The sequence below is a fragment of the Paraburkholderia sp. IMGN_8 genome (genome assembly GCF_038050405.1).
Lineage (GTDB): Bacteria > Pseudomonadota > Gammaproteobacteria > Burkholderiales > Burkholderiaceae > Paraburkholderia.
This window is the reverse complement of sequence record NZ_CP150900.1, coordinates 1,202,451-1,225,869: the sequence shown is the minus strand read 5'-3', so window position 1 is coordinate 1,225,869 and position 23,419 is coordinate 1,202,451. Positions and strand designations below refer to the sequence as shown.

The following is a 23,419-nucleotide window of genomic DNA, read 5'->3' as shown; positions in this document are numbered from 1 at the left end:
TTGCATATTAATTTGCGAAGAAGTCGATGTCAAAGCTAAAATGATTGATAGTTAACCCGTAGTCGATGTAAATCGCCACCCGCGCGAGGCCGCCAGAACGTGCAACCGATTGCAACAAAAAATATTATTTGCCGGATGACCGCAGCTACGCGGGCGTGCGATGCACGCCGACAGGCGGACGGGGGGAAACTACGGGCGCAAACAACCGGAGGGAGGTTGTGAGAAGTACCGTTCCGGCAAGCGCGCAGCGCGAGGCGGGAAGAATGACTGCCTTGTCACCAGCGCGGAGTGCGCGAGAACACTGATTCCAGATGCTCCACTACCTCCTCCAAGCCAGGGGACCCGCTTAAGAGTTGGCGGTGTAAAGCCGCTTTCTTTTGCCTACTTTTCTTTGCGGCGGCAAAGAAAAGTAGGTGCCCCCCGCACAGGGGGAACGCTAATAAACCAATATCAAATCAAGGAAAGGCCAACGCCATAGGCACACAGAACCAAAGTCAAAACCCCACTCAGGCGCTACGCGCAAAAAAACCACTACTTCCCGACTGTCAAATCCACATCCAAGGCCCCATCAGCGGCCATCCTAACCTTCCCTTTAGAAACATCCCTCCGATACCCATAAAGATCAAACTTCATGACGCCAGGATTAGCCTGATCCCGAATCAAAGTCCTTGCATTCGTGACTAACGAATTAAACATCTTCACATCACCGGACTCGATCCAGACAAAGCTCTTCCCCGCGCCAGCGGGCGGCCTCGCGACAGCGAACGAGCCATCACGCTTGAACTTCAAAACCAAACCATCGTCGGTGACATTAGCACTCGCCAAACGCCCTTGCAAAACCGGCGGCGGAAACACCGTATATTGATCGAAGACCAACTCGTTGCCCTGCAAGGCAACCCCCTTTCGCCTAAAAGGCGTCAACGATTCCAGCGGAATATCCAACGCACGCAACAGCGCAGCCTGGGGCACCCCAAGCACCTTGACCGAAGTCGGTGCATACACAAGATGCCGCTCGTCTTTGGCGACAATCGTGCCGCTCATCGTGGTCGGCAACCAAACCCCTGGAAAGTGATTCCACAGCTTGATCCCGCCCTTCACCTGCAATTCGCCATCCACAGGCTTCAGTTGCAAATCGTTCAGCGAACGCGGTTCGTAATCCAGCAAGTAATCGTTGAATAACGCCGCCATCGCGGGCCACGGCTCGACCACCTCGCCGCCAATGATGCGGATGTCATATTGATCGGGATCATCGAGGTCGACCGGTTGACCTGCCTTCTTCGGCACCATCTGCGCATCGAGCGTACGCACATGAAAACCGATTCGCCCCGCTACGTAGAAGTCCACGTTCTCGACATGAATCAACGCCGCGGGTCCAACCGAATGACGTTCGTCACCGATCGCCGATCCAGGCATGGCCATGCTCCGGCCGGAAAGCGCAGCTCGTGTGCCCACCGGAATCGCTCGTGCCACCGAAGCACTCCGTAAAACAGGCGGCACGCGTTGCCACACCGCGCGCGCCTGCGCGAGCGATGCCTGTTGCGCTCGAATGAAGCTGTCGTTAAAGCGCGCGCTCGCGCTGCCGGTCTGCACCGGTGCATCCTGCGCAGCGCTGGCTAGCGTCGTATACGACGGCAGATGCACGTTCAGTGCGCCCGCTTCGTCGAAGGTGAAATAGCCGGCCGACATCTGGTCGCGGTAGTGATACAGATCGAGCACGAAGGGCGCGTTCGCGTCGATCGGTGTCAGCGCCATGTCGATGTTCATCGGCATCGAACGCATGAACTTGACGTCGCCACCTTGCACCAGCATGCCGCGCGCAGGCATCGTCGCGGGCCAGTCGATCTTCGGCACGGTGCGGTCGTCGAGCGTGAAGCGCACGCCGGCTGAACCGGTGTCGATCTGCGTGATCGTCATCCGCAATGCGGGCGGCGGCGTCAGTTTGGCGACCTGCATCACGACGTCGTCACCGTCGAGGCGCGCAATCGGTGTGTCCACTTTCAGCAGATCGGCCATCTTCACGTGCGCGGCCTGCATCAGCTTGTCAGCGCCGACGCCGGCTACCTCGACGTGATCGGCATGGAACACGAGTTCGTCGGCGCTGCGCATCGACAGCGACCCGATCAGCACGATCGGCACCCACGTCTCGCGATGCATCTCGCCGGTAATACGCAAGTTGCCGCCGTCCTGCGGCACCACGCGCATGTTGCGCAGCGGCGAGCCCTGGTACTGGAACAGGTAGCGGTTGAAAATCGCGGTGAGCCTGGCGCTGTCGAGTGTGACCTGGCCGCGGTGGACGTTGATCGTCACACTGGTCGGATCGTCGAATACGATCGGCTGGCCAGCGTGCGCCGGGCTCAGCGTGGCTGCCATGTCGTGAATCATGAAGCCGATGTCGCCGGTCACGCGGAAATCGACGTCGCGCGCGAACATCAACGAGCCGTCGATGCCGGAATCGCGCAGCGTCAACGGGCGGGCGCGCTTCTCGGTCATGCCGCTCGCCGATGGCACGCGCCCAGCGATGCGCTGTTCGGCTGCCAGTTGTTTGGCCTTCGCGAGTTCGAGCTCAGGACGTGAAGCGGATGCGGGTTGGTCTGCGTTTGTTGTGGCCGCGCCGTTCGTCGAATTGGCGACGAGCCCTACGTCCGGGGTCGATGCAGTGCTTAGGCGGCCGTCGCGATCACCCGCCGCGCTTGCTACACCCGTCGCGGCGCTCGTTTGGGTCGACGGCGTGGATGCCACATCGCCCGTGGTCGAACTGGCGTCGGCGCACGCGGACATCAGCAGCGCCGCTGTCACCAGTGCTGCGCCGGCGCTGGCCCGCGTGCGCCACGCATCGGTTGCCTGTGCTTCGCCTGATGCGCCTGATGCGCCTGTCTGTTTCATGACGTCTCCTCCTGAAGCCGCGGTGCGTCTCTCGCGCACCTGACACGGCATGGTTCGTCACGCATACGACGGCTTTAAACACCGAGCCGCCGCTGCGTGCCTTTGACCTGATTGTCTTTTTTTGTCGGCGCGCTGCCGACAAGATTTCTGGAGGACGCTCACCAAACGATCAAGCGTTTGAATCGTTCGAGCGTTTCATCGCAAAGCCGCATGCATCGGGCGCGAGCGGCCTATCCGAAAATGGGATTCAAACGGCAAGGTTGGCGTGATCGACGCCCCGACCGAGGCTCATTGCGCGTCGAGCTCACAGCAGGAGAGCAAATCGATCGCAATTTCGAATGCCGCGGCGCAATAAAATCACGGCACGCCGCTCAGCGGTTAACCCACGCCGAGCCATTCCTGCATCACGTCGGGCCGCTTCAGAAACGAAGCGAGTACGCCATCGAAAACGATCTCGCCATGCCCCATCACCGCGACACGGCTGGCGATGTCTTGCGCGATCACAAGCCGCTGTTCGATCAGCAGCATCGCCACGCCGCGATCGCGCAGCATCCGCAGACACTGCGCGATCTGCCCCATCACCTGGCTCGCGAGGCCCTCGCCGGGTTCGTCGATCACCAGCAGATCAGGGTCGCCGAGCAGCGTTCGGGCCAAGGTCAGCATCTGCTGCTCGCCGCCCGACAATGCGCCGGCACGCGTGCGTTTTCGTTCGCGTAAGACAGGGAATAGTTCGTAGGCGTCGTCGAAGGCGAAACGCGGCGTGCGGCCTCGGTCACGCGGCGCGACGCCGAGTTGCAGATTCTCGTGGACGCTCAGCGTCGGAAACACATCGCGATGCTCGGGCACATAGCCGAGCCCCAGACGGGCGATTTCGAACGTGCGCAGCCCGCCGAGCGAATGGCCGGCAAAGCGCAGCTCGCCCTCGCTACGCACGAGGCCCATGATGGCGCGCGCCAGCGTCGAGCGACCGGAACCGTTGCGCCCGACCAGCGCGAGCACTTCGCCCGCGTCGAGCCGCAGCGTGACGCCATGCAACGCCTGGCTCGCGCCATACCAGGCGTTCAGTCCTTGAATGTCGAGCAGGGCCGTCATGCGCCGAAACCGTCACCGAGGTAGGCGGCGCGCACCGCCGCATCCGCGCGAATCGCCGACGGCGTGCCGGTCGCGATGATGCGGCCTTGCACCAGCACAGAGATGCGGTCGGCGAGACCGAACACGGCGTCCATGTCGTGCTCGACCATCAGTAATGTGCGGCCGGCGGTCGTCTGGCGAATCAGTTCGATCGCGCGCGCGGCCTCGGCGCGGTTCATCCCGGCGGTCGGTTCGTCGAGCAGCAAGGTGTGCGCGCCACCCGCCAGTGCAAGACCGAGATCGAGCGCGCGCTGCTCCGCATAGCTGAGCGTGCCGGCCTGGATGTGCCGGCGTGCGCTCAGCCCGACTGCGTCGAGCACCTGTTCGGCGCGCGCATCGACCGTGCGTGAACCGCCGAAGCGCTGCCACCAGCGCGTGCGATCGCGCTCGGCAAGCATCGCTGCACAACGCAAGCTGTCGAACACACTCAGCCGCGCGAACACGCTAGTGGTCTGGAAGCTGCGCGCGAGGCCACGACGCGTGATCGCGGCCGGCGCCAGGCGTGTGATTTCCGCACCGAACATGTCGATGCGCCCGGCGTTCGGCCGCGCGCCGCCGGCGATCAGATTGAAGAGCGTCGACTTGCCGGCGCCGTTCGGGCCGATCAGCGCGTGACGCTCGCCTGGCTCGATCGCGAGATCGACGCCGCGCAGAATCTGCGTCGCGCCGAAGCGTTTCTCGATGCCGTAAAGCGCGAGGGCAGGGATCATCGTGCGTCCCCGGTTATCGGCGCGCGGCGCAACGCGACAAGGCGTGCTCGCGCGCGCGCCGCGCAATGCGCCGCGAGTACGCCGAGTACCGCGAGGATGCAAACCGCTATGCCCAGCCATAGATGCGACGAGGCCGTTGCCATCGGCACGCCGACTACGTTAAAAGCCGCGCCGTCGTCCGCGCCGAATTGCGCGGCGTACGCCCACTGCACAGCAAGCACGACGGCGAGCGTCCACAGCAGCGCAGACGCTGTGCCCCATAGATAAGCCTTGCTGCACACGCGCCAGCCGTAGTCGGCGACGCGAGCGGTGTGCCGCTGCACGAAGCCCGCGAGGCCATCGGGCGCAGCCACGACGACCACGATAAAGAACAGCCCCAGATAGAACAGCCACGCCCGCGTGACGCTCGCCATCGCAACGCTGAAAAACGTCAAGACGATAGCGCCCGCCACCGGTCCGAAAAACGCCGCCGTTCCACCGATCACCGTCGCGATCAGCACCGCGCCCGAACGCATCATGCCGACGCTTTCGGTCGACACCAGTTCGACATTGATCAACCCCAAGGTCCCCGCGATACCCGCAAAAAATGCCGACAACACCACCACGCCGTAGCGGATGCGGCGCGGATAGCAGCCGATCGCCGCGGCGCGCGCCGGGTTGTCGCGCACGGCGTTGGCGAGCCGCATGAACGGCGTGCGCGATAGCGCGAACATCGCGGCAGTCGCCAGCACGCACCACAGCGCGATCAACGCATAGGCCTGAGACGCGGGGCCAAAACTCCAGCGCCCCAGCATCGGCCCGCTCGCGCGATCGATCGGCACGCCGGCCGCACCGCCGAACCAGTCGGGCAATGTCCACGCGGCCGCCGCGACGAGTTCGCCGATGCCGAGCGTGATCATCGCGAACGCGGTACCCGCACGTCGCGTCGAGACGAAACCGAACAACACGCCGCACAACGCGCCGCCGATGCCGCCCACCAGCGGCAGCAACACCAGCGGCACGCCGATCCGGTTGAACACTTGCGCGGCAACGAGCGCGCCCAACCCGGAATAGGCGGCGTGGCCGAACGACAGCAGCCCTGTTTCACCGAGCAACAAGTTGTACGAAAGCGCGAAAACGATCATCGTCGCGCTCTGCGCGAGATAGGCGAGCAGCCAGCTTTGCGGCCAGACAAGCGGCGGCACCGTGAGGAAGGCAACGAGCGCGAGCCACGGCGCGATCAGGCGCCACCTCGAGCGAGACGGAATCACGGGCGATTCGGCCGATTCGCGTAGTTCACGCATGGTCGTCACGCCGGCCGAAGAGTCCGCGCGGGCGCAGCGCCAGCATCGCGATCAGCAGCAGATAAGGGATCAGCGGCGCGAGTTGCGCGAGCGTCAGCGCATCCCATGCGGACGGCAGCGATGCTCCGAATGCCGACATGACGTCGCCCAACGAAACATCGCTTGCCACCGCAAAAGTCTGCACGCAGCCGACGATCAGCGAAGCCGCGAGCGCCCCGCTCAACGAGCCGAGCCCGCCGATCACGACTACCACGAAGACGATCGACCCGACCGACTCCGCCATCGCCGGTTCGATCACGAAGAGCGGCGCGCCGATCACGCCGGCCAACGCGGCGAGCGCCGTGCCTGCCGCGAACACGCCGGTGAACACGCGCGGCACGTTGTGGCCGAGCGCCTCGACGGCGCTCGCGTGCGTGAGCGCGGCGCGCACGATCAACCCGGCTTTCGACACGCGCAACACCGCGTAGAGCACCGCGAGCATCGCCAGCGACACGGCCATCATGAACGCCCGATAGCGCGCAAAGGCCGCGCCGTAGACGGTGAACAACGGACCTTCGAGTGCGGCCGGTACGCTCGCGCTGAGTGCGCTCAAGCCCCAGCCGAGCTTGACTGTTTCGCCGAGCAGATAGGCCGCGCCGAAGGTGAGCAGCAACTCGGCAAGATGACCGTGCGGACGCACGCGACGCAACAGCCAGCGTTCCATCGCCGCGCCGATCACACCGACGATCAGCGGCGCGATCACCAGCGCCGGCCAGAACCCCGCATGCGCCGCCACCGAAAACCCGACGTACGCCCCGAGCATATAGAAGCTCGCGTGCGCGAAATTCAGCACGCCTAGCATGCTGAAAATCAGCGTCAGGCCCGCCGACAGCATGAACAGCAGCAGCCCGTAGCTGACCCCGTTCAGCAGATTGATGACGAACGACTGCACGCGCCTATTCCGCCACCGTTGCCACGGTCAGCGGTTCGAGCGCGGCGCGCAATTGCGCCGGCAGCGTCACCGGACGACGCGTCGCGCGATCCACATAAACATGCACGAAATGACCTTGCGCGGCGGGTTGATCTTCGCCTTCCTTGAACAGCCCCACTTCGTAACGTACGCTCGACGTACCGAGCCGCACGACCCGCAAGCCCGCGTCGACCCGGTCGGGAAACACCAGCGGCGCGAAATAGTTGCAATACGTCTCGACCACGAGGCCGATCGTCGCGCCGTGCTCGAAATCGAGCACACCGGCGCGGATCAGATACTCGTTCACCACCGTATCGAAGTAGCTGTAATAGACGACGTTGTTCACATGGCCGTAGACGTCGTTGTCCATCCAGCGCGTCGTGATCGGCAGAAAGTGCGGGTACGCCGCGCGCGCGGCCGGTGCGGGTTTATTCATCGTGACGGGTCTTGGTCGTTGTCTCGGTCGTTGTTCTGCCTGGGTGCCTTAAAGCGACTCGGTCAGCATGCGGCGGTAGTCGTCGGCTGTCGCTTCGCGCGGATTCGTGCGATGGCAGTGATCGGCCAGCGCGCCCTGGATCACTTTGTCGAACACGCTTTCGTCGACGCCCATCTGCTTCAGCCCCGTCGGTAAACCGAGCCGCGCGGTCATGTCGAACAGCGCCTGCGCAAGATCCGCGTTCTCCGGCAAACCCATCACGCGACGCATCCGTGCATAGCGCTTTTCGGCGACCACGGTGTCGGCGGTTTCGTTAAAGCGCAGTACTGCCGGCAACACGACCGCATTCAGCGTGCCGTGATGCAGCGACGTGCGCCCGTTCATCACCAGGCCGCCCAACGGATGCGACAGCGAATGCACGCAGCCGAGGCCTTTCTGGAATGCCATCGCGCCTTGCATCGACGCGCTCATCATGTTCAGGCGTGCTGCGCGATCGCTGCCGTCCGTCGTCGCGCGTTCGATGTTGGCCCACGCGCGCTCCAGGCCGTCGAGCGCGATGCCGTCCGCGGGCGGATTGAAGGCTAGCGCGAGGAAAGTTTCGATGCAGTGCGCGACCGCGTCCATGCCGGTCGCGGCGGTCAAACCGGGCGGCAGCCCGAGCGTGAGCGCCGGATCGCACAACGCCGATTTCGGCAGCAGATGCCACGAGTGGAAGCCGAGCTTGCGGCCGTCGTTCAGAATCACGATCGCGCCGCGCGCGACTTCGCTGCCGGTGCCCGCGGTGGTGGGCACGGCGATCAGCGGCGCGGCGGCCTCGGTGATCTTCGGGCTGCCGCCTTCGATGGTCGCGTACTGGGTTAGCGCGCCTGGGTGTGTGGCCGCGATCGCCACACCTTTGGCCAGATCGATCGACGATCCGCCGCCCACCGCGATCAACCCGTCACAGCCTTCGTCGCGATACCGCACGGCGGCCGCCAGCACCATCGCTTCGGTCGGATTCGACGGTGTGTCGTCGAACACCGGCACGTCGCCGAACTTCAACGCATCGAGCGCGCGCTGGACGATGCCGGCTGCAACCACGCCCTTGTCGGTAATCAGCAACGGCCGCTTGATACCGATTCGCGCGCATTCCGACGGCAGTTGCGACAGCGCGTCGTAGCCAAGATGGATATGGGTCAGATAGTAGATGTAGGCCATGTTGTCCCTTCCTTTGTTCGAGCCTATTGCCCAGGCCTTTCGACAAACTCGAACGGCAAGCCGCGCCGACGCATCCATTCGCCGAGCGCCTGACCGGTGCCCGCGCGCCACGGACGCAGCTTGGCCGGTTCGATCAGCCGGTATTCGAGCAATTCCGGCGACAACGCGATCATCCCGTATGCCTTCACGTGATACGCGATGATCAACTCGTTCTTGCGGATGAATTCGTATACGCCGATCAGCTCGACCGTCTCCGTATGCAGCGAGGTTTCTTCGAGCACTTCGCGGGCGATGCCCTCTTCCGGCGTCTCGCCGTTCTCCAGAAAACCGGTAATCAGCGCGAACATGCCTTCCGGCCACGCGGCGTTGCGCGCGAGCAGAATCTTGCCCTCGTACTCGACGATCGCGGCCACCACCGGCAGCGGATTGTTCCAGTGGACGTAGCCGCATTCCGCATCGGGACAGGTCTGGCGCACGCGGCCGCCTTCGTGCTCGGCGTCGGCGCGCTCGATCAGGGGCGTGGCACAGCGTGGACAAAATTGATATTGAGTCATGGCGAGAGGGACGTCTTGTATGTCTTGTGTCTGATTATGTTTTGCGTGCCGCGCCGTACCCGGCGCGCGCTTTCAAGCCGTGCACAGTTCGCGCACTTCTGCAGCAAAACGCTCGACGGTATCCGGTTGCGTGTCCCATGCGCACATCAACCGGCAACCGCCCGCGCCAATGGATTCGTAGAACTTCCAGCCGCGCGCGCATCGCCTTGGCCGCCTGCGCCGGCAGCTGCGCAAACACCGCGTTCGATTCGCTCGGGAACATGATGCTCACGCCGGGAATTTCCTGCAACCGCCTTTGCAGCAATTGCGCCATGGCGTTCGCATGACGCGCGTTGCGCAACCATACGTCGCCGTCGAGCAGACCGAGCCAGGGCGCCGGCATGAAACGCACTTCGAGGCCGCTGTTGTTGGCGGCGATCAGCACATCGAGCCCCTCCGGACAGATGCCGGCGTAGTTGTCGGACGCAAAATGTTGCATGGCTGGCGACGCGTCCGGCGACGGGCGCGCTGAGATGACGGGAAAGCGGTCATTTTAGTGCGCTAAGAGGTTATTTGCTTTTGGTTGGCGAGATTGGCGGGGGCGGATGTGGAGAGGCTGGCGGGTCGCGGGGATGCTCATGGGAAACGCTGGTGAGGGGACGCTCCTGGGGACGGTCGTGAGGCACGCTCGTGGGCGCGGGCCTTGAAGATGGACATGGAAGCGCTGATACAGCGCTCGTGGAACATCCCGTGAGAAGGTGGGCGCCGATCGGACCCTCCGGCGCTCCACGCGCAACGTCCGGTCGTACCGCGCCGCCTCAATGGATTGCCGTTAGTTGCAGTCGCAATGGGGCATGCGGCCGCGGCCGCGCGGCATGCGGGCCACGATGATCAGGCCGGCTGCGCCCAGCAGCAACGCGCCCGCCGCCAGCCACAGTGCCGGCGAAAACGATCCGGTATGTTCCGCGATCGGCGCGGCGACCAGCGGGCCGACGATCTGACCGACGCCATACGCCGCGGTCGCATAGCCCATCAGGCCTGCCGCATCGTCGCCGCGCAAACGGCGCGCCTCGCGCATCGCGAACAGGGTGATCGCGGTGAACGGCAGACCGATCAGAACGCTGCCGAACGAGAAGCCGCCCGCCGTCGGCCAGACGATGCCCAGCGCAATGCCGAAGGCTTGCAGCACATAGCAGCCGGCAAGCAGCGTGCGATTGTCCCAATGCACCGGCAGCCACGCCGCCAACAGCGCGCCGACGATGAGCGCCGCGCCGAACATCGGCCAGAACAGATCGGGCCAGGCCGAGCCCGGCAGCGCATGGCGCGCGATCACCGGCAGGAAGGTGGCGGTAATGATGTAGCCGAAGCCGGGCACGCCGTAGAGCAGGACCAGCCAGAAGGCGTCGGCGCGATGTGGGATGCCTTGGCTCGCGGCGTGTTGGTTCGCGTGAGCAGCGGTAGTCGAGGCCGCACGGGGGCTCGCGCTTCGTGCGGTGGAGGCGGGCGCCGCGCCGAATACCGGCCAAACCACGATCGACAGCACCGCCGCGATGAGCCCGAAGCCGATCCAACCCACCGTCGCGCCATAACCGCCGGCGACGCTGACCAGCAATCCCGTGCCGACGATGCCGCCGCCCGGGCCCGTGTAAATCACGCCACCCCACCCGTGCGCGCCAAGTTCGGCCAGCCGCCGCAGGCCCCACTGCGACGCGAATACGAAGGTCCAGGCGCTGATTGCGCCGGCGACGAAACGCACCACTGCCCAAATCCAGAACTGGCTCGTGACACCCATCGCCAGCGTCAGCAGGACCGTGACGACGAGGCCGGCGCGAACCATCCGTGCCGGCTCGGCCCGCAGCGCCGCGCAGGTGACGGCGCCGACGAAATAACCCGCGTAGTTGAACGACGCGAGCCAGCCGCCGTGCTGGATATCGATTTGCGGCTGCCCGAAGGCGCTGCCATGAAGCATCAGCGGCAGCAGCGGCGTGAACGCGAAGCGTCCGATGCCGAGCGCCACCGCCAGCGTGACCATGCAGGCAAGCGCCGCGCGGCGGGCAGCATGGCGTTCGGCACGGACGTCGTGCACATTCGAGGCGAGATCGTTCATAGGCGGTGGCAATCCAGCGGAGCCGGCGGTCGCCGGCGCATTGGATCCATATTAGCTTGACCTTTCGATCACAAAAAATGAATAATTTGGATGCAACCCATCGCTTGGAGAGAATCATGGATCTGGCCGCCTTGACCATTTTTCGCGCCGTCGTGCGGGAAAACGGCGTAACGCGCGCCGCTGCCAAGCTCAATCGCGTGCAATCGAATGTGACGACGCGTATCAAGCAGCTTGAAGAACAACTGGGCACTGATCTGTTCATCCGCGACGGCCGGCGCCTCGTGCTGACGCCGGCTGGCGAGACGCTACTGCCCTACGCCGAGCGGCTGCTCGCGCTTGCCGACGAGGCGCGTCATGCCGTGCGCCAGGATCGTCCGAGTGGGCGATTGCGGCTGGGCACGATGGAGAGCGTTGCGGCAACGCGCCTGCCTGGGTTGCTCGCGCGTTATCACCAGAACTGGCCCGACGTCGCGCTCGAACTCGAAACCGGCACCACAGGCAAGCTGATCGAGCGGGTACGCGAATTCGAAGTGGATGCCGCACTGGTGGCGACGCCGCCGGACCCTGCCGTACTCGGCGAGTTGTTCGAGACGGTGCCGGTGTTCCGCGAGGAACTGGTGATGCTGACGCCGCGGGGGCATCGGCCGATTCGCGAAGTGCGGGATATTGCTTTATCGACTTTGATTGCGTTTGAACGCGGGTGTGCGTATCGCGCTTATATCGAGAAGTGGTATTTGGAGCATGGTGTCAGGCCAGCCCGAGTGCTTGAGCTGGGTTCTTATCATGCGATTGTGGCTTGTGTCGCCGCCGGGGCTGGGGTGGCTGTGGCGCCACGGTCGGTGCTGGATTTGCAAGCCGATGCTAGCAATATTGCTGTGCATGCGCTTGCTGATATTGGGGTGATCGAGACGCTTCTCGTCTGGCGGCGGGGGCATTTTTCTTCTGCTCTAAATGCGCTGAAGAACACGCTAGTCGGTGTTGATGGTGCGGTTGAGTCGCCTGCGGCGGTGGCTTTTTCTTAACGTGTTTTTGCCTGCTCGGCGCTTATATCTGTGTGCCTGCGGCGTTGGCCTTTCCTTGATTTGTTATTGGTCTATTCGCGTCGCCCCTGTGCGGGGCGGCACTTACTTTCTTTGCCGCCGCAAAGAAAGTAAGCAAAGAAAGCGGCTTCACACCGCTAATTCTTAAGCGGGTCCCCTGGCTTGGAGGAGGTAGTGGAGCATCTGGAATCAGTGTTCTCGCGCACTCCGCGCTGGTGACAAGGCAGTCATACTTCCGGCGGCGCTGCGCGCGCCGACGCGGTACTTCATCAAACCGTCTCGCGATTTGGGCGCCTGCGCCTGGTTCGGCGCGGTGGTCCGCCCCTCGCGTCCCCAATGTCTGGCTAAGGCAATAGCGTTTTACTCGGAGTGGTGAGCGCACTCGCGCACCCAGGCACTTCGCCTCGGCGAGGCGCCGAAGTGATTTTCGGCTTGCGCTTTATGGATTGCTGGAAAAGTAACGCACAGCAGGTTATTCGGCGAGACGCAGAAGATTGCTACGGCGTGAAATATGCCGCCGCGGTTGCCTCAACGTGGAGCGGAAACGACCAGAGGGTTTTGTGAAGTACCGCTACGGCGCGCGCAGCGCCGCCGGAAGTATGACTGCCTTGTCACCAGCGCGGAATGTGCGAGAACACCGATTCCAGATGCTCCACTACCTCCTCCAAGCCAGGGGACCCGCTTAAGAATTAGCGGGGTGAAGCCGCTTTCTTTGCTTACTTTCTTTGCGGCGGCAAAGAAAGTAAGTGCCTGCCCCGCACACGGGCGACGCGAATAGACCACTAAGAAATCAAGGAAAGGCCAACGCCGCAGGCACACAACCAATAGCGCCGCGAAAGGCAAAAAAACCACTACTGCGCGAGCAAACCACCCCCCAATCCCGCGCAGCAAACCCCTGCAGCTTTAAAGCTGCCCTTCAACCCACCCCTTAACCCCCGCAAGCGCCGCAGGCAAATTAGCCGGCTCAGTCCCACCAGCCTGCGCCATATCAGGGCGCCCACCACCCTTCCCCCCAACTTGCTGCGCAACAAAATTAACCAATTCACCAGCCTTGACCTTCTTGCTGGCGTCCGCCGTCACACCGGCAATCAAACTAACCTTGCCGCCTTCAACCGAGGCCAGCACAATCGCCGCGCTCTTCAACTTGTCCTTCAGCTTATCGACCGTTTCCCGCAGCGTCTTCACATCCGCGCCCTCAAGCGTGGCAGCCAACACATGCACGCCGGCAACTTCAATCGCCTGGCCGGCAAGCTCATCGCCCTGGCTCGAAGCCAACTTGGACTTCAACGCGCCAAGCTCCTTCTCCAGCGACTTCACCTGATCCTGCACCTGCACGATCCGCTGCGTCAGCTCCGACGGCTGCGCCTTCAATGCAGCAGCCGCCGCATTGATCCGCGCATCGAGGTCCTGCACGAAGCGCACTGCGTTGTCGCCAGTAATCGCTTCCACGCGACGAATGCCGGCAGCAACGCCGCCTTCCATCACAATCTTGAAGAAACCGATATCGCCGGTGCGATGCACGTGCGTGCCGCCGCACAACTCACGCGAGAAACCGAGGTCAAGCACGCGCACTTCGTCGCCGTATTTTTCGCCGAACAGCGCCATCGCGCCGCCCTTCACCGCTTCGTCGAACGGCATCACCCGCACGATGCCCGGCGCGTTCGCCAACACTTCGGCATTGACGATTTCTTCGACACGACGGATCTGCTCGTCGGTCATCGGCGCGTTGTGCGCGAAGTCGAAACGGGTCTTCTCCGGGTCCACCAGGGAACCCTTCTGCTGCACGTGCGAACCGAGCACTTCGCGCAGCGCCTTGTGCATCAAATGGGTAGCCGAGTGATTGCGGGCCGTGCGCGCGCGGCGCACTGCGTCGATCTCAGCCTTCACGATGTCGCCGACTTTCAGCGTGCCCTGCTCAAGCGTGCCGTGATGGCCGACCACGTCGGCCTGCACCTTCAGCGTATCGGTAACCGCAAAGCGCACGCTCGCGTTAGCCAACACGCCCTGGTCGCCGACCTGGCCGCCCGACTCCGCGTAGAACGGCGTGTGGTCGAGCACAACAACCGCCTGCTGGCCGTGGGTCACTTCCTTCACCGACGCACCGTCTACGTACAACGCGATCACTTTCGCGTCGTCGAAGACGATTTCTTCGTAACCGTGGAACGTGGTCTTCGCGCCCGAGTATTCGAGGCCCTGCGTCATCTTGAACTTGCCGGCCGCGCGAGCCTGTTCGCGCTGACGCGCCATCGCTTCGTCGAAGGCGGATTCGTCGACCGTCACTTCGCGCTCGCGGCACACGTCCGCCGTCAGATCGAGCGGGAAACCATAAGTGTCGTGCAGCTTGAATGCGAGTTCGCCGTCGAGCGTCTTGCCGCCCTTCGCTTCGAGGTCGGCCAGCGCGCCTTCGAGAATCGACATGCCGTGCTCGATGGTCTCGAAGAAGCGTTCTTCTTCCTGACGCAGCACGTCGGTCACGCGCTGTTCCGCTTCTTTGAGTTCCGGGTACGCGTCGCCCATCTGCGCAACGAGGTCCGCGACCATGCGATGGAAGAACGAACCCTTCTTGCCCAATTTGTAGCCGTGGCGGATCGCGCGGCGCACGATACGGCGCAGCACGTAGCCGCGGCCTTCGTTGCCCGGAATCACGCCGTCGACGATCAGGAACGAGCACGCGCGGATGTGATCGGCGATCACCTTCAGCGAGTTGTTCGTCAGATCGGCCACGCCGGTTTCGCGGCCGGCTGCCTTGATGAGCGCCTGGAACAGGTCGATCTCGTAGTTGCTGTGCACATGCTGCAACACCGCGGCAATACGCTCAAGACCCATGCCGGTATCGACGCACTGCTTGGGCAGCGGCGTCATGTTGCCCTGAGCATCGCGGTTGAACTGCATGAACACGAGATTCCAGATCTCGATGTAGCGGTCACCGTCTTCTTCAGGAGACCCCGGAGGGCCGCCCCACACGTCCGGGCCGTGGTCGTAGAAAATTTCCGAGCACGGGCCGCACGGGCCGGTATCGGCCATCTGCCAGAAGTTGTCCGACGCGTAGCGCGCGCCCTTGTTGTCGCCGATGCGGATGATCCGTTCGACCGGCACGCCCACTTCCTTCGCCCAGATGTCGTGTGCTTCGTCGTCTTCGTGATAGACGGTGACCCACAGCTTGTCTTTCGGCAGCTGGTACACGCCCGTCAGCAATTCCCACGCGTAGTGGATTGCATCGCGCTTGAAGTAGTCGCCGAACGAGAAATTGCCCAGCATTTCAAAGAACGTGTGGTGACGCGCGGTGTAGCCGACGTTTTCCAGATCGTTGTGCTTGCCGCCGGCGCGCACGCTGCGCTGCGCGGTCGTGGCGCGCGAATACGGACGCGACTCCGCGCCGAGGAACACATCTTTGAACTGCACCATTCCCGAATTGGTGAAGAGCAGTGTCGGATCGTTGCCGGGCACAAGGCTCGACGAGCGGACGATCGTATGGCCCTTCGATTCGAAGAACTTGAGGAATTTCTCGCGGATTTCGGCGGCTTTCATAGCGTGCGGGGACGGTCCTGACTGTTTCCGGCGGCATCATGGGGATGCGCCAACTGATTGTTTCTTAAACGACTGATTATACGGGATCGGCGCCCGTGCGCGGCGGCGCGCCCCGCACCCGCTGTGCACCGTTAGCCGTTCGGCCAGGTTTCACCTGGTAGCGCGGGACATGGCGAGGCATTTCATTCGTCCTATGCCGTTCGGCTGACTGCGCCGCCGCGCGGGAATCGCTTAAGATTGCCCACATCGACGGCGCCTCACGCGCCGCTTCGGCTACCTAGGAGACATCGAAGAATATGGGCGCTCTCAGTCATATCCGCGTGCTGGACCTCACACGCGTGCTCGCCGGGCCCTGGTGCGCGCAGACGCTGGCCGATTTCGGCGCCGACGTCATCAAGATCGAACGCCCCGAGGTCGGTGACGACACCCGTCATTGGGGGCCGCCGTATCTGAAAACGCCGCAAGGCGACGATACGCGCGAGGCCGCCTACTACCTCGCGGCGAACCGCAACAAGCGTTCGGTCACCGTGGATATCGCGTCGCCCGAAGGCCAGCGGATCATCCGCGAACTGGCCGCGCAAAGCGATGTGGTACTGGAGAACTACAAGGTCGGCCAGTTGAAGAAGTACGGTCTCGATTACGCGTCGCTGAAAGAAGTGAAGCCCGATCTGATCTACTGCTCGGTGACCGGCTTCGGGCAGACCGGGCCGTATGCGCAGCGGGCGGGCTACGACTTCATCGTGCAAGGCATCGGCGGCTTCATGAGCATTACCGGCGAGCGCGACGGCCAGCCGGGCGGCGGCCCGCAGAAAGCCGGCGTCGCGATCGCCGACCTGATGACCGGCATGTATTCGACCATCGCCGTGCTGACCGCGCTCACGCATCGCGACCGCACGGGCGAAGGCCAGTACATCGATATGGCGCTGCTCGACGTGCAGGTGGCGATGCTTGCCAACATGAATTCGAATTTTCTCGCCAGCGGCCAGCCGCCGGTGCGCTGGGGCAATGCCCATCCGAACATCGTGCCCTACCAGACCTTCCAGACCAGCGACGGCTGGATCATCGTCGCGGTCGGCAACGACGGCCAGTTCCGCAAGTTTGTCGAAGCCGGTGGCCGTGCGGAGTTGGCCGACGACGAACGCTTCGCGAGCAACCCGGCTCGCGTGCGCCACCGTGACATTCTGGTGCCGATCCTCGCGGACATGGTCCGCCTGCAGGGCAAGCAGCAATGGATCGCCGCGCTGGAAGCCGCCGGCGTGCCGTGCGGGCCGATCAACGATCTGGGCGAGGTGTTCGAGAACGAGCAGGTGGTGGCGCGCGGCATGCAAGTCGATCTGCCGCATCCGTCCGGAGGCACGGTCAAGCTGGTGCGCAATCCGATCAATATGAGCGGCACGCCACCCGAGGCGCTTGCCCATCCGCCCACGCTCGGCGAGCACACCGACCGCATCCTGCGCGACGTGCTCGGTTATGACGAGGCGCGGATTGCGGCGTTGCGGGGGCAGTCGGTGATTTAAGCATGGCAGCGAAGCGGTGTCGGCGTCCGAACCGGAGCGTTGAGTCCAGGCGGCACTCCAGGCGGCACCCATGGCAGCGCGCCACAGTCACTCAAGGCCAGCGCCCGTCGCGCCCAACCCGCCAAGGGGAACTCACTTCGACGCCCCCTCCGGCTTGCTGAACGAGGCCAGCCAGCGCCGCCCTTCGTCCCAATCGCCGAGCCCGCTGTCGGCGTTGATATGACCGCGCGGCCCAATGCCGATCCAGCGGCTGTCCCACGCCGTCGCGCAGGTCTGTGAGAACGGCATGGCGCCGTACGGATCGTCGCTACTGGCGACAACAATGCTCGCAAACGGTAAACGCGCCAGCGGCACCGGCCCAAACCCGCTGGCATCCTGCGGGAAATGCGCCCCCGACGGATCGGGCACGGCCACCAGCAACGCACCCGCCACCTTCGCAAGCTGCGCGGCGCTGGCGTACTGCGCCGCCCAGAAAGCCGTGGTCAGACAGCCGAGGCTGTGCGCGGCCAACACCACCGGGGCATCGGCAGCGGCTACCGCCGCATCGAGCGTACGGCACCACACATCGCGCGCGGGATGATCCCAGTCCGGCATCTGCACACGCGCGAACGCGGGATCAAGCGCCTGCCAACGCGTTTGCCAGTGGCCCTCGCCGGAATTCTGGTAGCCCGGCAGCACGAGTACTTCTGTTTTTTGCCCGCTCATCACCTTCCCCGTCACAGGTCGTTTTTTTTGGGTCGGCCGAAGCCGCAGTTCAATGAAATACACGTCCCACGCCCACGCCGCGCGGATCGGCTGCCGGCTCCGGGTTCGTGCCGTCGACGCGAATCAGTTGCACGTCGCCGTTGAACTGCTGTCCTTGCAACGTATAGCCCTTCGCTTGCAGTTGCTCGGCCAACTCGCCCGTGATCGGATGGTACGGCTCCCAGTAGATCGTCTTCTGCGGCAGCAACTGGTGATGGAAACGCATTGCAGCCAGTGCATCGGCGGGCGCCATACTGAAGTCGTACAGGTTCGTCATCACCTGAAAGATCGATGTGAAAATGCGCGAGGCGCCCGGCGTGCCGATCACGAGCGACACCTTGTTGTCCTTCAGCAAAATGGTCGGCGCCATCGACGACAGCGGCCGGCGCCCCGGCGCCACGGTGTTGACTTCGTTGCCGGTCACGCCGGACTGATTCCCGGTGCCCGGCTTGGTGACGAAGTCATCCATTTCGTCGTTCAGCAGGAAGCCGCCGCCATCCACCACCACGCCCGAGCCGAACGGCCCATTCAACGTGTAAGTGTTCGATACGGCGTTGCCCCACTTGTCGACCACCGAGAAATGCGTGGTTTGCGCTTTTTCCGGCATCGTGTCGCCGAGGCCCGGTTTGACCGGCGTCGCGCCCGGCAATGCATCGGGTTTGACCTCGTCGGCACGTTGCGCGAGGTAGGCATCGTCGATCAGTTTGTCGACCGGCGTCTTGTACGAATCCGGGTCGCCCAGGTACTGCTCCCGATCGGCGAACACGCGGTCTTCGATCTGCGCGATCAGGTGGATGTACGGCACGGAGTTCAGTTCGAGCCCGTCGAAGGCCGGCTTCAGATCCGCCTTCATTTTCAGCATCTGGATCAGTCCGATGCCGCCCGAACTCGGCGGCGGCGCCGAGACGATCCTGTAGCCGTTCCACTCTGCGGTGACCGGCTGGCGCCAGACCGCCTTGTATTGAATCAGGTCCGTTTTGGTCACGAGGCCGTGGCCGTACATCTGCCGGGCAATCAGATCGGCGGTGCGGCCTTCGTAGAATTCACGCCCGCCGTCGCTGGCGATGCGCGACAGGGTTTGCGCGAGCTCGGGCTGACGGAACGTGACGCCCGCTTTCAGATTCGAGAAATAGGCATCGAAATTGGTCTTCCCGGCAAAATCCTTCGCCGCGTCGTCGTGGCGTTTCTGCAGCCACGGCTCGACCTGAAAACCGTCGGTAGCGTAACGGATCGCCGGCGCCATCACCTGCTTCCACTTCAGCTTGCCGAAACGCTGCTGCGCTTCCCACATGCCGTCGACCGTGCCCGGCACGCCTACCGCGCGATGGCCGACGAGGCTCATGCCCGGCACGAGGTTGCCTTTGTCGTCGAAGTACATGTCACGGCTCGCCAGTTGCGGCGCGCGTTCGCGATAGTCGAGAAAGTACGGTTTGCCGTCCATGAACACCGTCATGAAACCGCCTCCGCCGATGTTGCCGGCGTCCGGATAAGTCACGGCGAGCGTGAAGGCGATCGCCACCGCGGCATCCACCGCGTTGCCGCCGGCGGCGAAGATCTGCTGCGCGGTGTCGGCGCTGTAGCGATCCGGCACGGCCACCGCCGAGGCGTCCAGCACGGTCTTCGGCGTGGCGGTTTTCGCCAGCGCGGGCGCCGGGGCGACGAAACTGCCGGTGAATGCGGCGAACACGGCCGCGGCCGTCAGGATTCGAGCGAGGGAAAGAGAGGCGAAAGGTGCGCGAGGCGCGTCGTGCGTCGGGACGGACATCCGAGAAACTCCGTGAACCAAGGGCGTCATGTTGCACGAACGGCAGGCGTTCGTGCAAGGCGGCCAACGGTGGCGTGGCCTGTCGTTATAGCACCTCTAGCGCATTTCGCCGCGCGTCGCCGGACCTCAACATTCCGCCCAAACCGCTCAAACGTTGGCTGCGCACCGCATTCGCCTGCCGCGACGAGAGTCGTCAGGTAGAATTGACGGATAAGTGAGCGCATTGCGCGCCCCCGACAGACTTTGACCATCTCGCATGAATACCGAACGCAACGACGCGCCCGCGGCATCCAATTTCATCCGCAACATCATCGACGACGACAACCGCACCGGCAAGTGGGGCCAACGCGTAGAAACGCGCTTTCCGCCTGAGCCGAACGGCTATCTGCATATCGGTCACGCAAAGAGCATCTGCCTGAATTTCGGCGTGGCGCGCAGCTACGGCGGCGTGTGCCATCTGCGTTTCGACGACACGAATCCGGAAAAGGAAAGCGTCGAATACGTCGACTCGATTATCGATTCCGTGCGCTGGCTCGGCTTCGAGTGGGAAAAAGACGGCAAGGAACAGCTCTACTTCGCAAGCGACTACTACGACAAGCTGTACGAATTCGCCGAGCTGCTGATCGAGCGCGGCAAGGCGTATGTGGATAGCCAGTCGGCCGAAGAGATGCGCGCGAACCGCGGCTCGGCAACCGAAGTCGGCACGCCGTCGCGGTTCCGCGATCGCTCCGTGCAGGACAACCTCGACCTGTTCCGCCGCATGAAGGCCGGCGAGTTCAAGGAAGGCGAGCACGTGCTGCGCGCGAAGATCGACATGTCGTCGCCGAACTTCAATATGCGCGATCCGGTCATCTACCGGATCCGCTTCGCGCATCACTACCGCACTGGCGACACATGGTGCGTGTACCCGATGTACGACTACACGCACTGCATCTCGGACGCGTTGGAAAACATCACGCATTCGCTGTGCACACTCGAATTCGAAGACCACCGTCCGCTGTACGACTGGATTCTGAACGAGCTGGCCGAAGCTGGCATTTTCACGCGTCCGCTGCCGCAACAAATCGAGTTTTCGCGCCTGAACCTGACCTACGCGATCACCAGCAAGCGCAAGCTGCTGCAACTGGTGACCGAAGGCCACGTCGACGGTTGGGACGACCCGCGTATGCCGACCATCGTCGGCCTACGCCGGCGCGGTTTCACGCCGGAGGGCATCCAGTTGTTCTGCGAGCGCATCGGCGTCACCAAGGTCGATTCGTGGATCGACATGAGCGTGTTCGAAGGCGCGCTGCGCGACGATCTGGATGAGAAGGCGCCGCGCATCGCCGCTGTGCTCGACCCGGTCAAACTGATCGTCGACAACTTCCCCGAGGGCGTCACCGAATCCTGCAACGCGCCGGTGCACCCGCACCATCCGGAACACGGCGTGCGCGAATTCCCGATCTCTCGCGAACTGTGGATCGAGCGCGACGACTTCACCGAAGCGCCGCCGAAGGGCTATTTCCGCCTGTTCCCCGGCAACAAGGTGCGCTTGCGCTACGGCTACGTGATCGAATGCACGGGCGCTGAAAAAGACGAGAACGGCAACGTCGTTGCAGTCCACTGCAACTACTTCCCGGACAGCAAATCGGGCACAGAAGGCGCGAACAACTACAAGGTGAAGGGCAACATCCACTGGGTCAGCGCCGCAGGCGCGTGCGCGGCCGAGGTGCGCATCTACGACCGTCTGTTCAGGGAACCGCAACCGGACGCGGGCGGCCGCGACTACCTCGAAGCGCTGAATCCGGATTCGAAGCGCGTGGTCAATGCCTACCTGGAACCGGGCGCACGCGACGCGCTGCCGGAACAGCGCTATCAGTTCGAGCGCCACGGCTACTTTGTCGCCGACCGCGTCGATTCGAAACCGGGCAAACCCGTATTCAATCGCATCGTCAGTCTGCGCGACAGTTGGGGCAAGCCGGCGTAAGCTGGAACGGCTTTTCGCTCATAGAAGATCTGGAGTTGAACACGGCGTGCATCTTGTGATGCGAGGTGCGCGCCGGTCCGGGAGATCCGATGAAAGTTGCAGCCCGCCGCGGGGCGAGTGCATGGGGCACACGTCACGCGCGTACCGTTCCTGCAGTACATTCCGAACGCATGGCACTTGGCACACGCGGAGCACGTGGAGCGCTCGTGGCGCTGTTCATATGCGGCGCAGCATCGCTCGCGTGCACCGCTCACGCCGACGAACTGACCGGCACGCTGAAGAAAATCCACGACGACGGCGTGGTCGTGCTCGGCGTGCGCGAAGCGTCGATTCCCTTCTCCTACTTCGACGGCAAGCACACAGTCGGCTACTCGCAGACTATCGCGCTGCAGATCGTCGATGAAATCAGGAAGACGCTCGGCATGCCGCAGTTGAAGGTGCACGAAATCACCGTCACCTCGTCGAACCGCACGCCGATGCTGCTGAACAATCAGATCGATCTGGAGTGCGGCTCGACCACGCACACGGTCGAGCGCGAGAATCTGGCCGCTTTCTCGAACAGCTTCTTCCAGTACGCGGTGCGCATGATCGCGCGCAAGAGCAGCGGCATCACGGACTTTCAGGATCTAGCCGGCAAGACGGTGGTCACGACCGCCGGCACCTCCGACGAACGCCTGCTGCGCCGCCTGAACACCGATAGACAGCTAAACATGCGCATCACCAGCGCGCGCGATCATCAGGAAGCATTCGCCGCGCTCAAGGACGATCGGGCGGTGGCCTTCGTGATGGACGAGCCGATCGTGTACGGTTTCAAATCGACCGACCCGCACCCCGAAGACTTCGCGGTAACCGGTACACCGCTCGGCTATGAAGTCTACGCATGCATGTTCCGCAAGGGCGACGAGCCGTTCCGCAATCTGGTGAATGGTGTGATCGCGCGCGGCCAGACCTCCGGCGATGCGGAACGTCTGTACAAGCTGTGGTTCACGCAGCCGATTCCGCCGCACGGCATCAATCTGAATTTTCCGCTGTCGGAGCAGAACCGCGCGCTGTTCGCTCATCCGAACGACCGCGCGCTCGACTGAAGCGCCAGGACGCCGGGCAGCCAGCCGGGGCGTGGGACCGCCCGCACGGCTGCCGCTACAGCGAGCGATGCAGCTCCGCGAGTGAAAGCGTGGTTTGAAAGAGCCTTGTGAGGCTGTGGCTCGCATACCGTTCGACTTCGTCCGGCGCGGCCCAGCGGTACGCATCCATTTCGGGAATCAGCGTGCCGTCCGAGCGGCGCGGAAACAACGACGTGCAAATGCACGAAGACAGATCCAGTTCGCCGGCGGTGGCGCGCGCGGCGAACAGATGCAGATCCTTGTCACGCCGATAGACGAACAGGCCGAGATCTTTCAGGCGCTCGGCCGCGATCGCGATGCCGGTCTCTTCGACCATCTCGCGCAGCGCAGTGACGTGCGGCGCCTCGCCCTCTTCCCCGTGTCCTTTCGGAATGTCCCAATGCGACGTTTCGGTGGCGTGCGCGAGCAGCACCCGCCCATCCGGATCGAGCAGCACGATGCCGCACGACACGACCCGCGCGCTCATCGCCGCACCGCGCCATCGGCCGGATGCATGGCTCCGGACA

17 protein-coding genes and 1 pseudogene are annotated in these 23,419 nt (G+C 63.6%); 4 read left to right on the top strand and 14 right to left on the bottom strand.

The window, feature by feature from the left end; translation table 11 throughout:
• Positions 1 to 531: 531 nt before the first annotated feature.
• The 10 genes and pseudogenes from WN982_RS05905 to WN982_RS05860 all read right to left on the bottom strand — a co-directional run bounded on the left by WN982_RS05905 (position 532) and on the right by WN982_RS05860 (position 11,229).
• Positions 532 to 2,778: a hypothetical protein gene (locus WN982_RS05905; protein WP_341315726.1), complete on the bottom strand. Its 2,247-nt coding sequence runs from the start codon at positions 2,776 to 2,778 to the stop codon at positions 532 to 534.
• Positions 2,779 to 3,261: 483 nt separating this feature from the next.
• Positions 3,262 to 3,975: an ABC transporter ATP-binding protein gene (locus tag WN982_RS05900; RefSeq protein WP_341314817.1), complete on the bottom strand. Its 714-nt coding sequence runs from the start codon at positions 3,973 to 3,975 to the stop codon at positions 3,262 to 3,264.
• A complete protein-coding gene (locus WN982_RS05895; RefSeq protein ID WP_341314816.1) occupies positions 3,972 to 4,724 on the bottom strand; it encodes an ABC transporter ATP-binding protein in 753 nt (250 codons plus the stop codon). Before WN982_RS05895 ends, WN982_RS05900 begins: the two co-directional genes overlap by 4 nt.
• Positions 4,721 to 6,007 (bottom strand): branched-chain amino acid ABC transporter permease, encoded by a 1,287-nt coding sequence (locus tag WN982_RS05890; RefSeq protein ID WP_341314815.1) that lies wholly within the window; start codon positions 6,005 to 6,007, stop codon positions 4,721 to 4,723. Before WN982_RS05890 ends, WN982_RS05895 begins: the two co-directional genes overlap by 4 nt.
• Positions 6,000 to 6,938, bottom strand: coding sequence for a branched-chain amino acid ABC transporter permease (locus WN982_RS05885; protein WP_341314814.1), 939 nt, complete (start codon positions 6,936 to 6,938; stop codon positions 6,000 to 6,002). Before WN982_RS05885 ends, WN982_RS05890 begins: the two co-directional genes overlap by 8 nt.
• Before the next feature lie 4 nt (positions 6,939 to 6,942).
• Complete coding sequence (locus WN982_RS05880) at positions 6,943 to 7,392, bottom strand: thioesterase family protein (RefSeq protein WP_341314813.1); 450 nt, start codon at positions 7,390 to 7,392, stop codon at positions 6,943 to 6,945.
• 48 nt (positions 7,393 to 7,440) lie between these two features.
• On the bottom strand, positions 7,441 to 8,589 hold the full coding sequence (locus WN982_RS05875) for an iron-containing alcohol dehydrogenase (protein ID WP_341314812.1): 1,149 nt from the start codon (positions 8,587 to 8,589) through the stop codon (positions 7,441 to 7,443).
• Between the two features lie 23 nt (positions 8,590 to 8,612).
• Positions 8,613 to 9,143, bottom strand: coding sequence for an NUDIX domain-containing protein (locus tag WN982_RS05870; RefSeq protein WP_341314811.1), 531 nt, complete (start codon positions 9,141 to 9,143; stop codon positions 8,613 to 8,615).
• A gap of 72 nt (positions 9,144 to 9,215) precedes the next feature.
• Positions 9,216 to 9,537, bottom strand: a pseudogene (locus tag WN982_RS05865) (threonine aldolase); the annotation flags it as partial.
• A 417-nt stretch (positions 9,538 to 9,954) separates the two neighbouring features.
• Positions 9,955 to 11,229, bottom strand: a complete 1,275-nt coding sequence (locus tag WN982_RS05860; RefSeq protein WP_341314810.1) for a YbfB/YjiJ family MFS transporter — start codon at positions 11,227 to 11,229, stop codon at positions 9,955 to 9,957.
• 116 nt (positions 11,230 to 11,345) lie between these two features.
• Here WN982_RS05860 and WN982_RS05855 point away from each other — a divergent pair, with 116 nt between their 5' ends.
• Complete coding sequence (locus tag WN982_RS05855; protein ID WP_341315725.1) at positions 11,346 to 12,251, top strand: LysR substrate-binding domain-containing protein; 906 nt, start codon at positions 11,346 to 11,348, stop codon at positions 12,249 to 12,251.
• Between the two features lie 921 nt (positions 12,252 to 13,172).
• Here WN982_RS05855 and alaS read toward each other — a convergent pair.
• On the bottom strand, positions 13,173 to 15,797 hold the full coding sequence (alaS, locus tag WN982_RS05850) for an alanine--tRNA ligase (RefSeq protein ID WP_341314809.1): 2,625 nt from the start codon (positions 15,795 to 15,797) through the stop codon (positions 13,173 to 13,175).
• A 296-nt stretch (positions 15,798 to 16,093) separates the two neighbouring features.
• Here alaS and WN982_RS05845 point away from each other — a divergent pair, with 296 nt between their 5' ends.
• Positions 16,094 to 17,314, top strand: a complete 1,221-nt coding sequence (locus WN982_RS05845) for a CaiB/BaiF CoA-transferase family protein (RefSeq protein WP_341314808.1) — start codon at positions 16,094 to 16,096, stop codon at positions 17,312 to 17,314.
• A gap of 132 nt (positions 17,315 to 17,446) precedes the next feature.
• Here WN982_RS05845 and WN982_RS05840 read toward each other — a convergent pair whose 3' ends face one another.
• Positions 17,447 to 18,019, bottom strand: a complete 573-nt coding sequence (locus WN982_RS05840; protein WP_341314807.1) for an alpha/beta hydrolase — start codon at positions 18,017 to 18,019, stop codon at positions 17,447 to 17,449.
• Positions 18,020 to 18,068: 49 nt separating this feature from the next.
• Positions 18,069 to 19,823, bottom strand: a complete 1,755-nt coding sequence (gene ggt / locus WN982_RS05835) for a gamma-glutamyltransferase (protein WP_341314806.1) — start codon at positions 19,821 to 19,823, stop codon at positions 18,069 to 18,071.
• A gap of 256 nt (positions 19,824 to 20,079) precedes the next feature.
• Between ggt and WN982_RS05830 the strand changes: the two genes are divergently transcribed.
• Together WN982_RS05830 and WN982_RS05825 are read left to right on the top strand one after the other, a co-directional pair.
• Positions 20,080 to 21,789, top strand: coding sequence for a glutamine--tRNA ligase/YqeY domain fusion protein (locus WN982_RS05830; RefSeq protein ID WP_341314805.1), 1,710 nt, complete (start codon positions 20,080 to 20,082; stop codon positions 21,787 to 21,789).
• Between the two features lie 206 nt (positions 21,790 to 21,995).
• The gene (locus WN982_RS05825; protein WP_341314804.1) at positions 21,996 to 22,874 is read left to right on the top strand and encodes a transporter substrate-binding domain-containing protein; all 879 of its coding nucleotides are present in this window, start codon (positions 21,996 to 21,998) and stop codon (positions 22,872 to 22,874) included.
• A 55-nt stretch (positions 22,875 to 22,929) separates the two neighbouring features.
• Here WN982_RS05825 and WN982_RS05820 read toward each other — a convergent pair whose 3' ends face one another.
• Positions 22,930 to 23,379 (bottom strand): NUDIX hydrolase, encoded by a 450-nt coding sequence (locus WN982_RS05820; RefSeq protein WP_341314803.1) that lies wholly within the window; start codon positions 23,377 to 23,379, stop codon positions 22,930 to 22,932.
• Positions 23,380 to 23,419 lie beyond the last annotated feature (40 nt).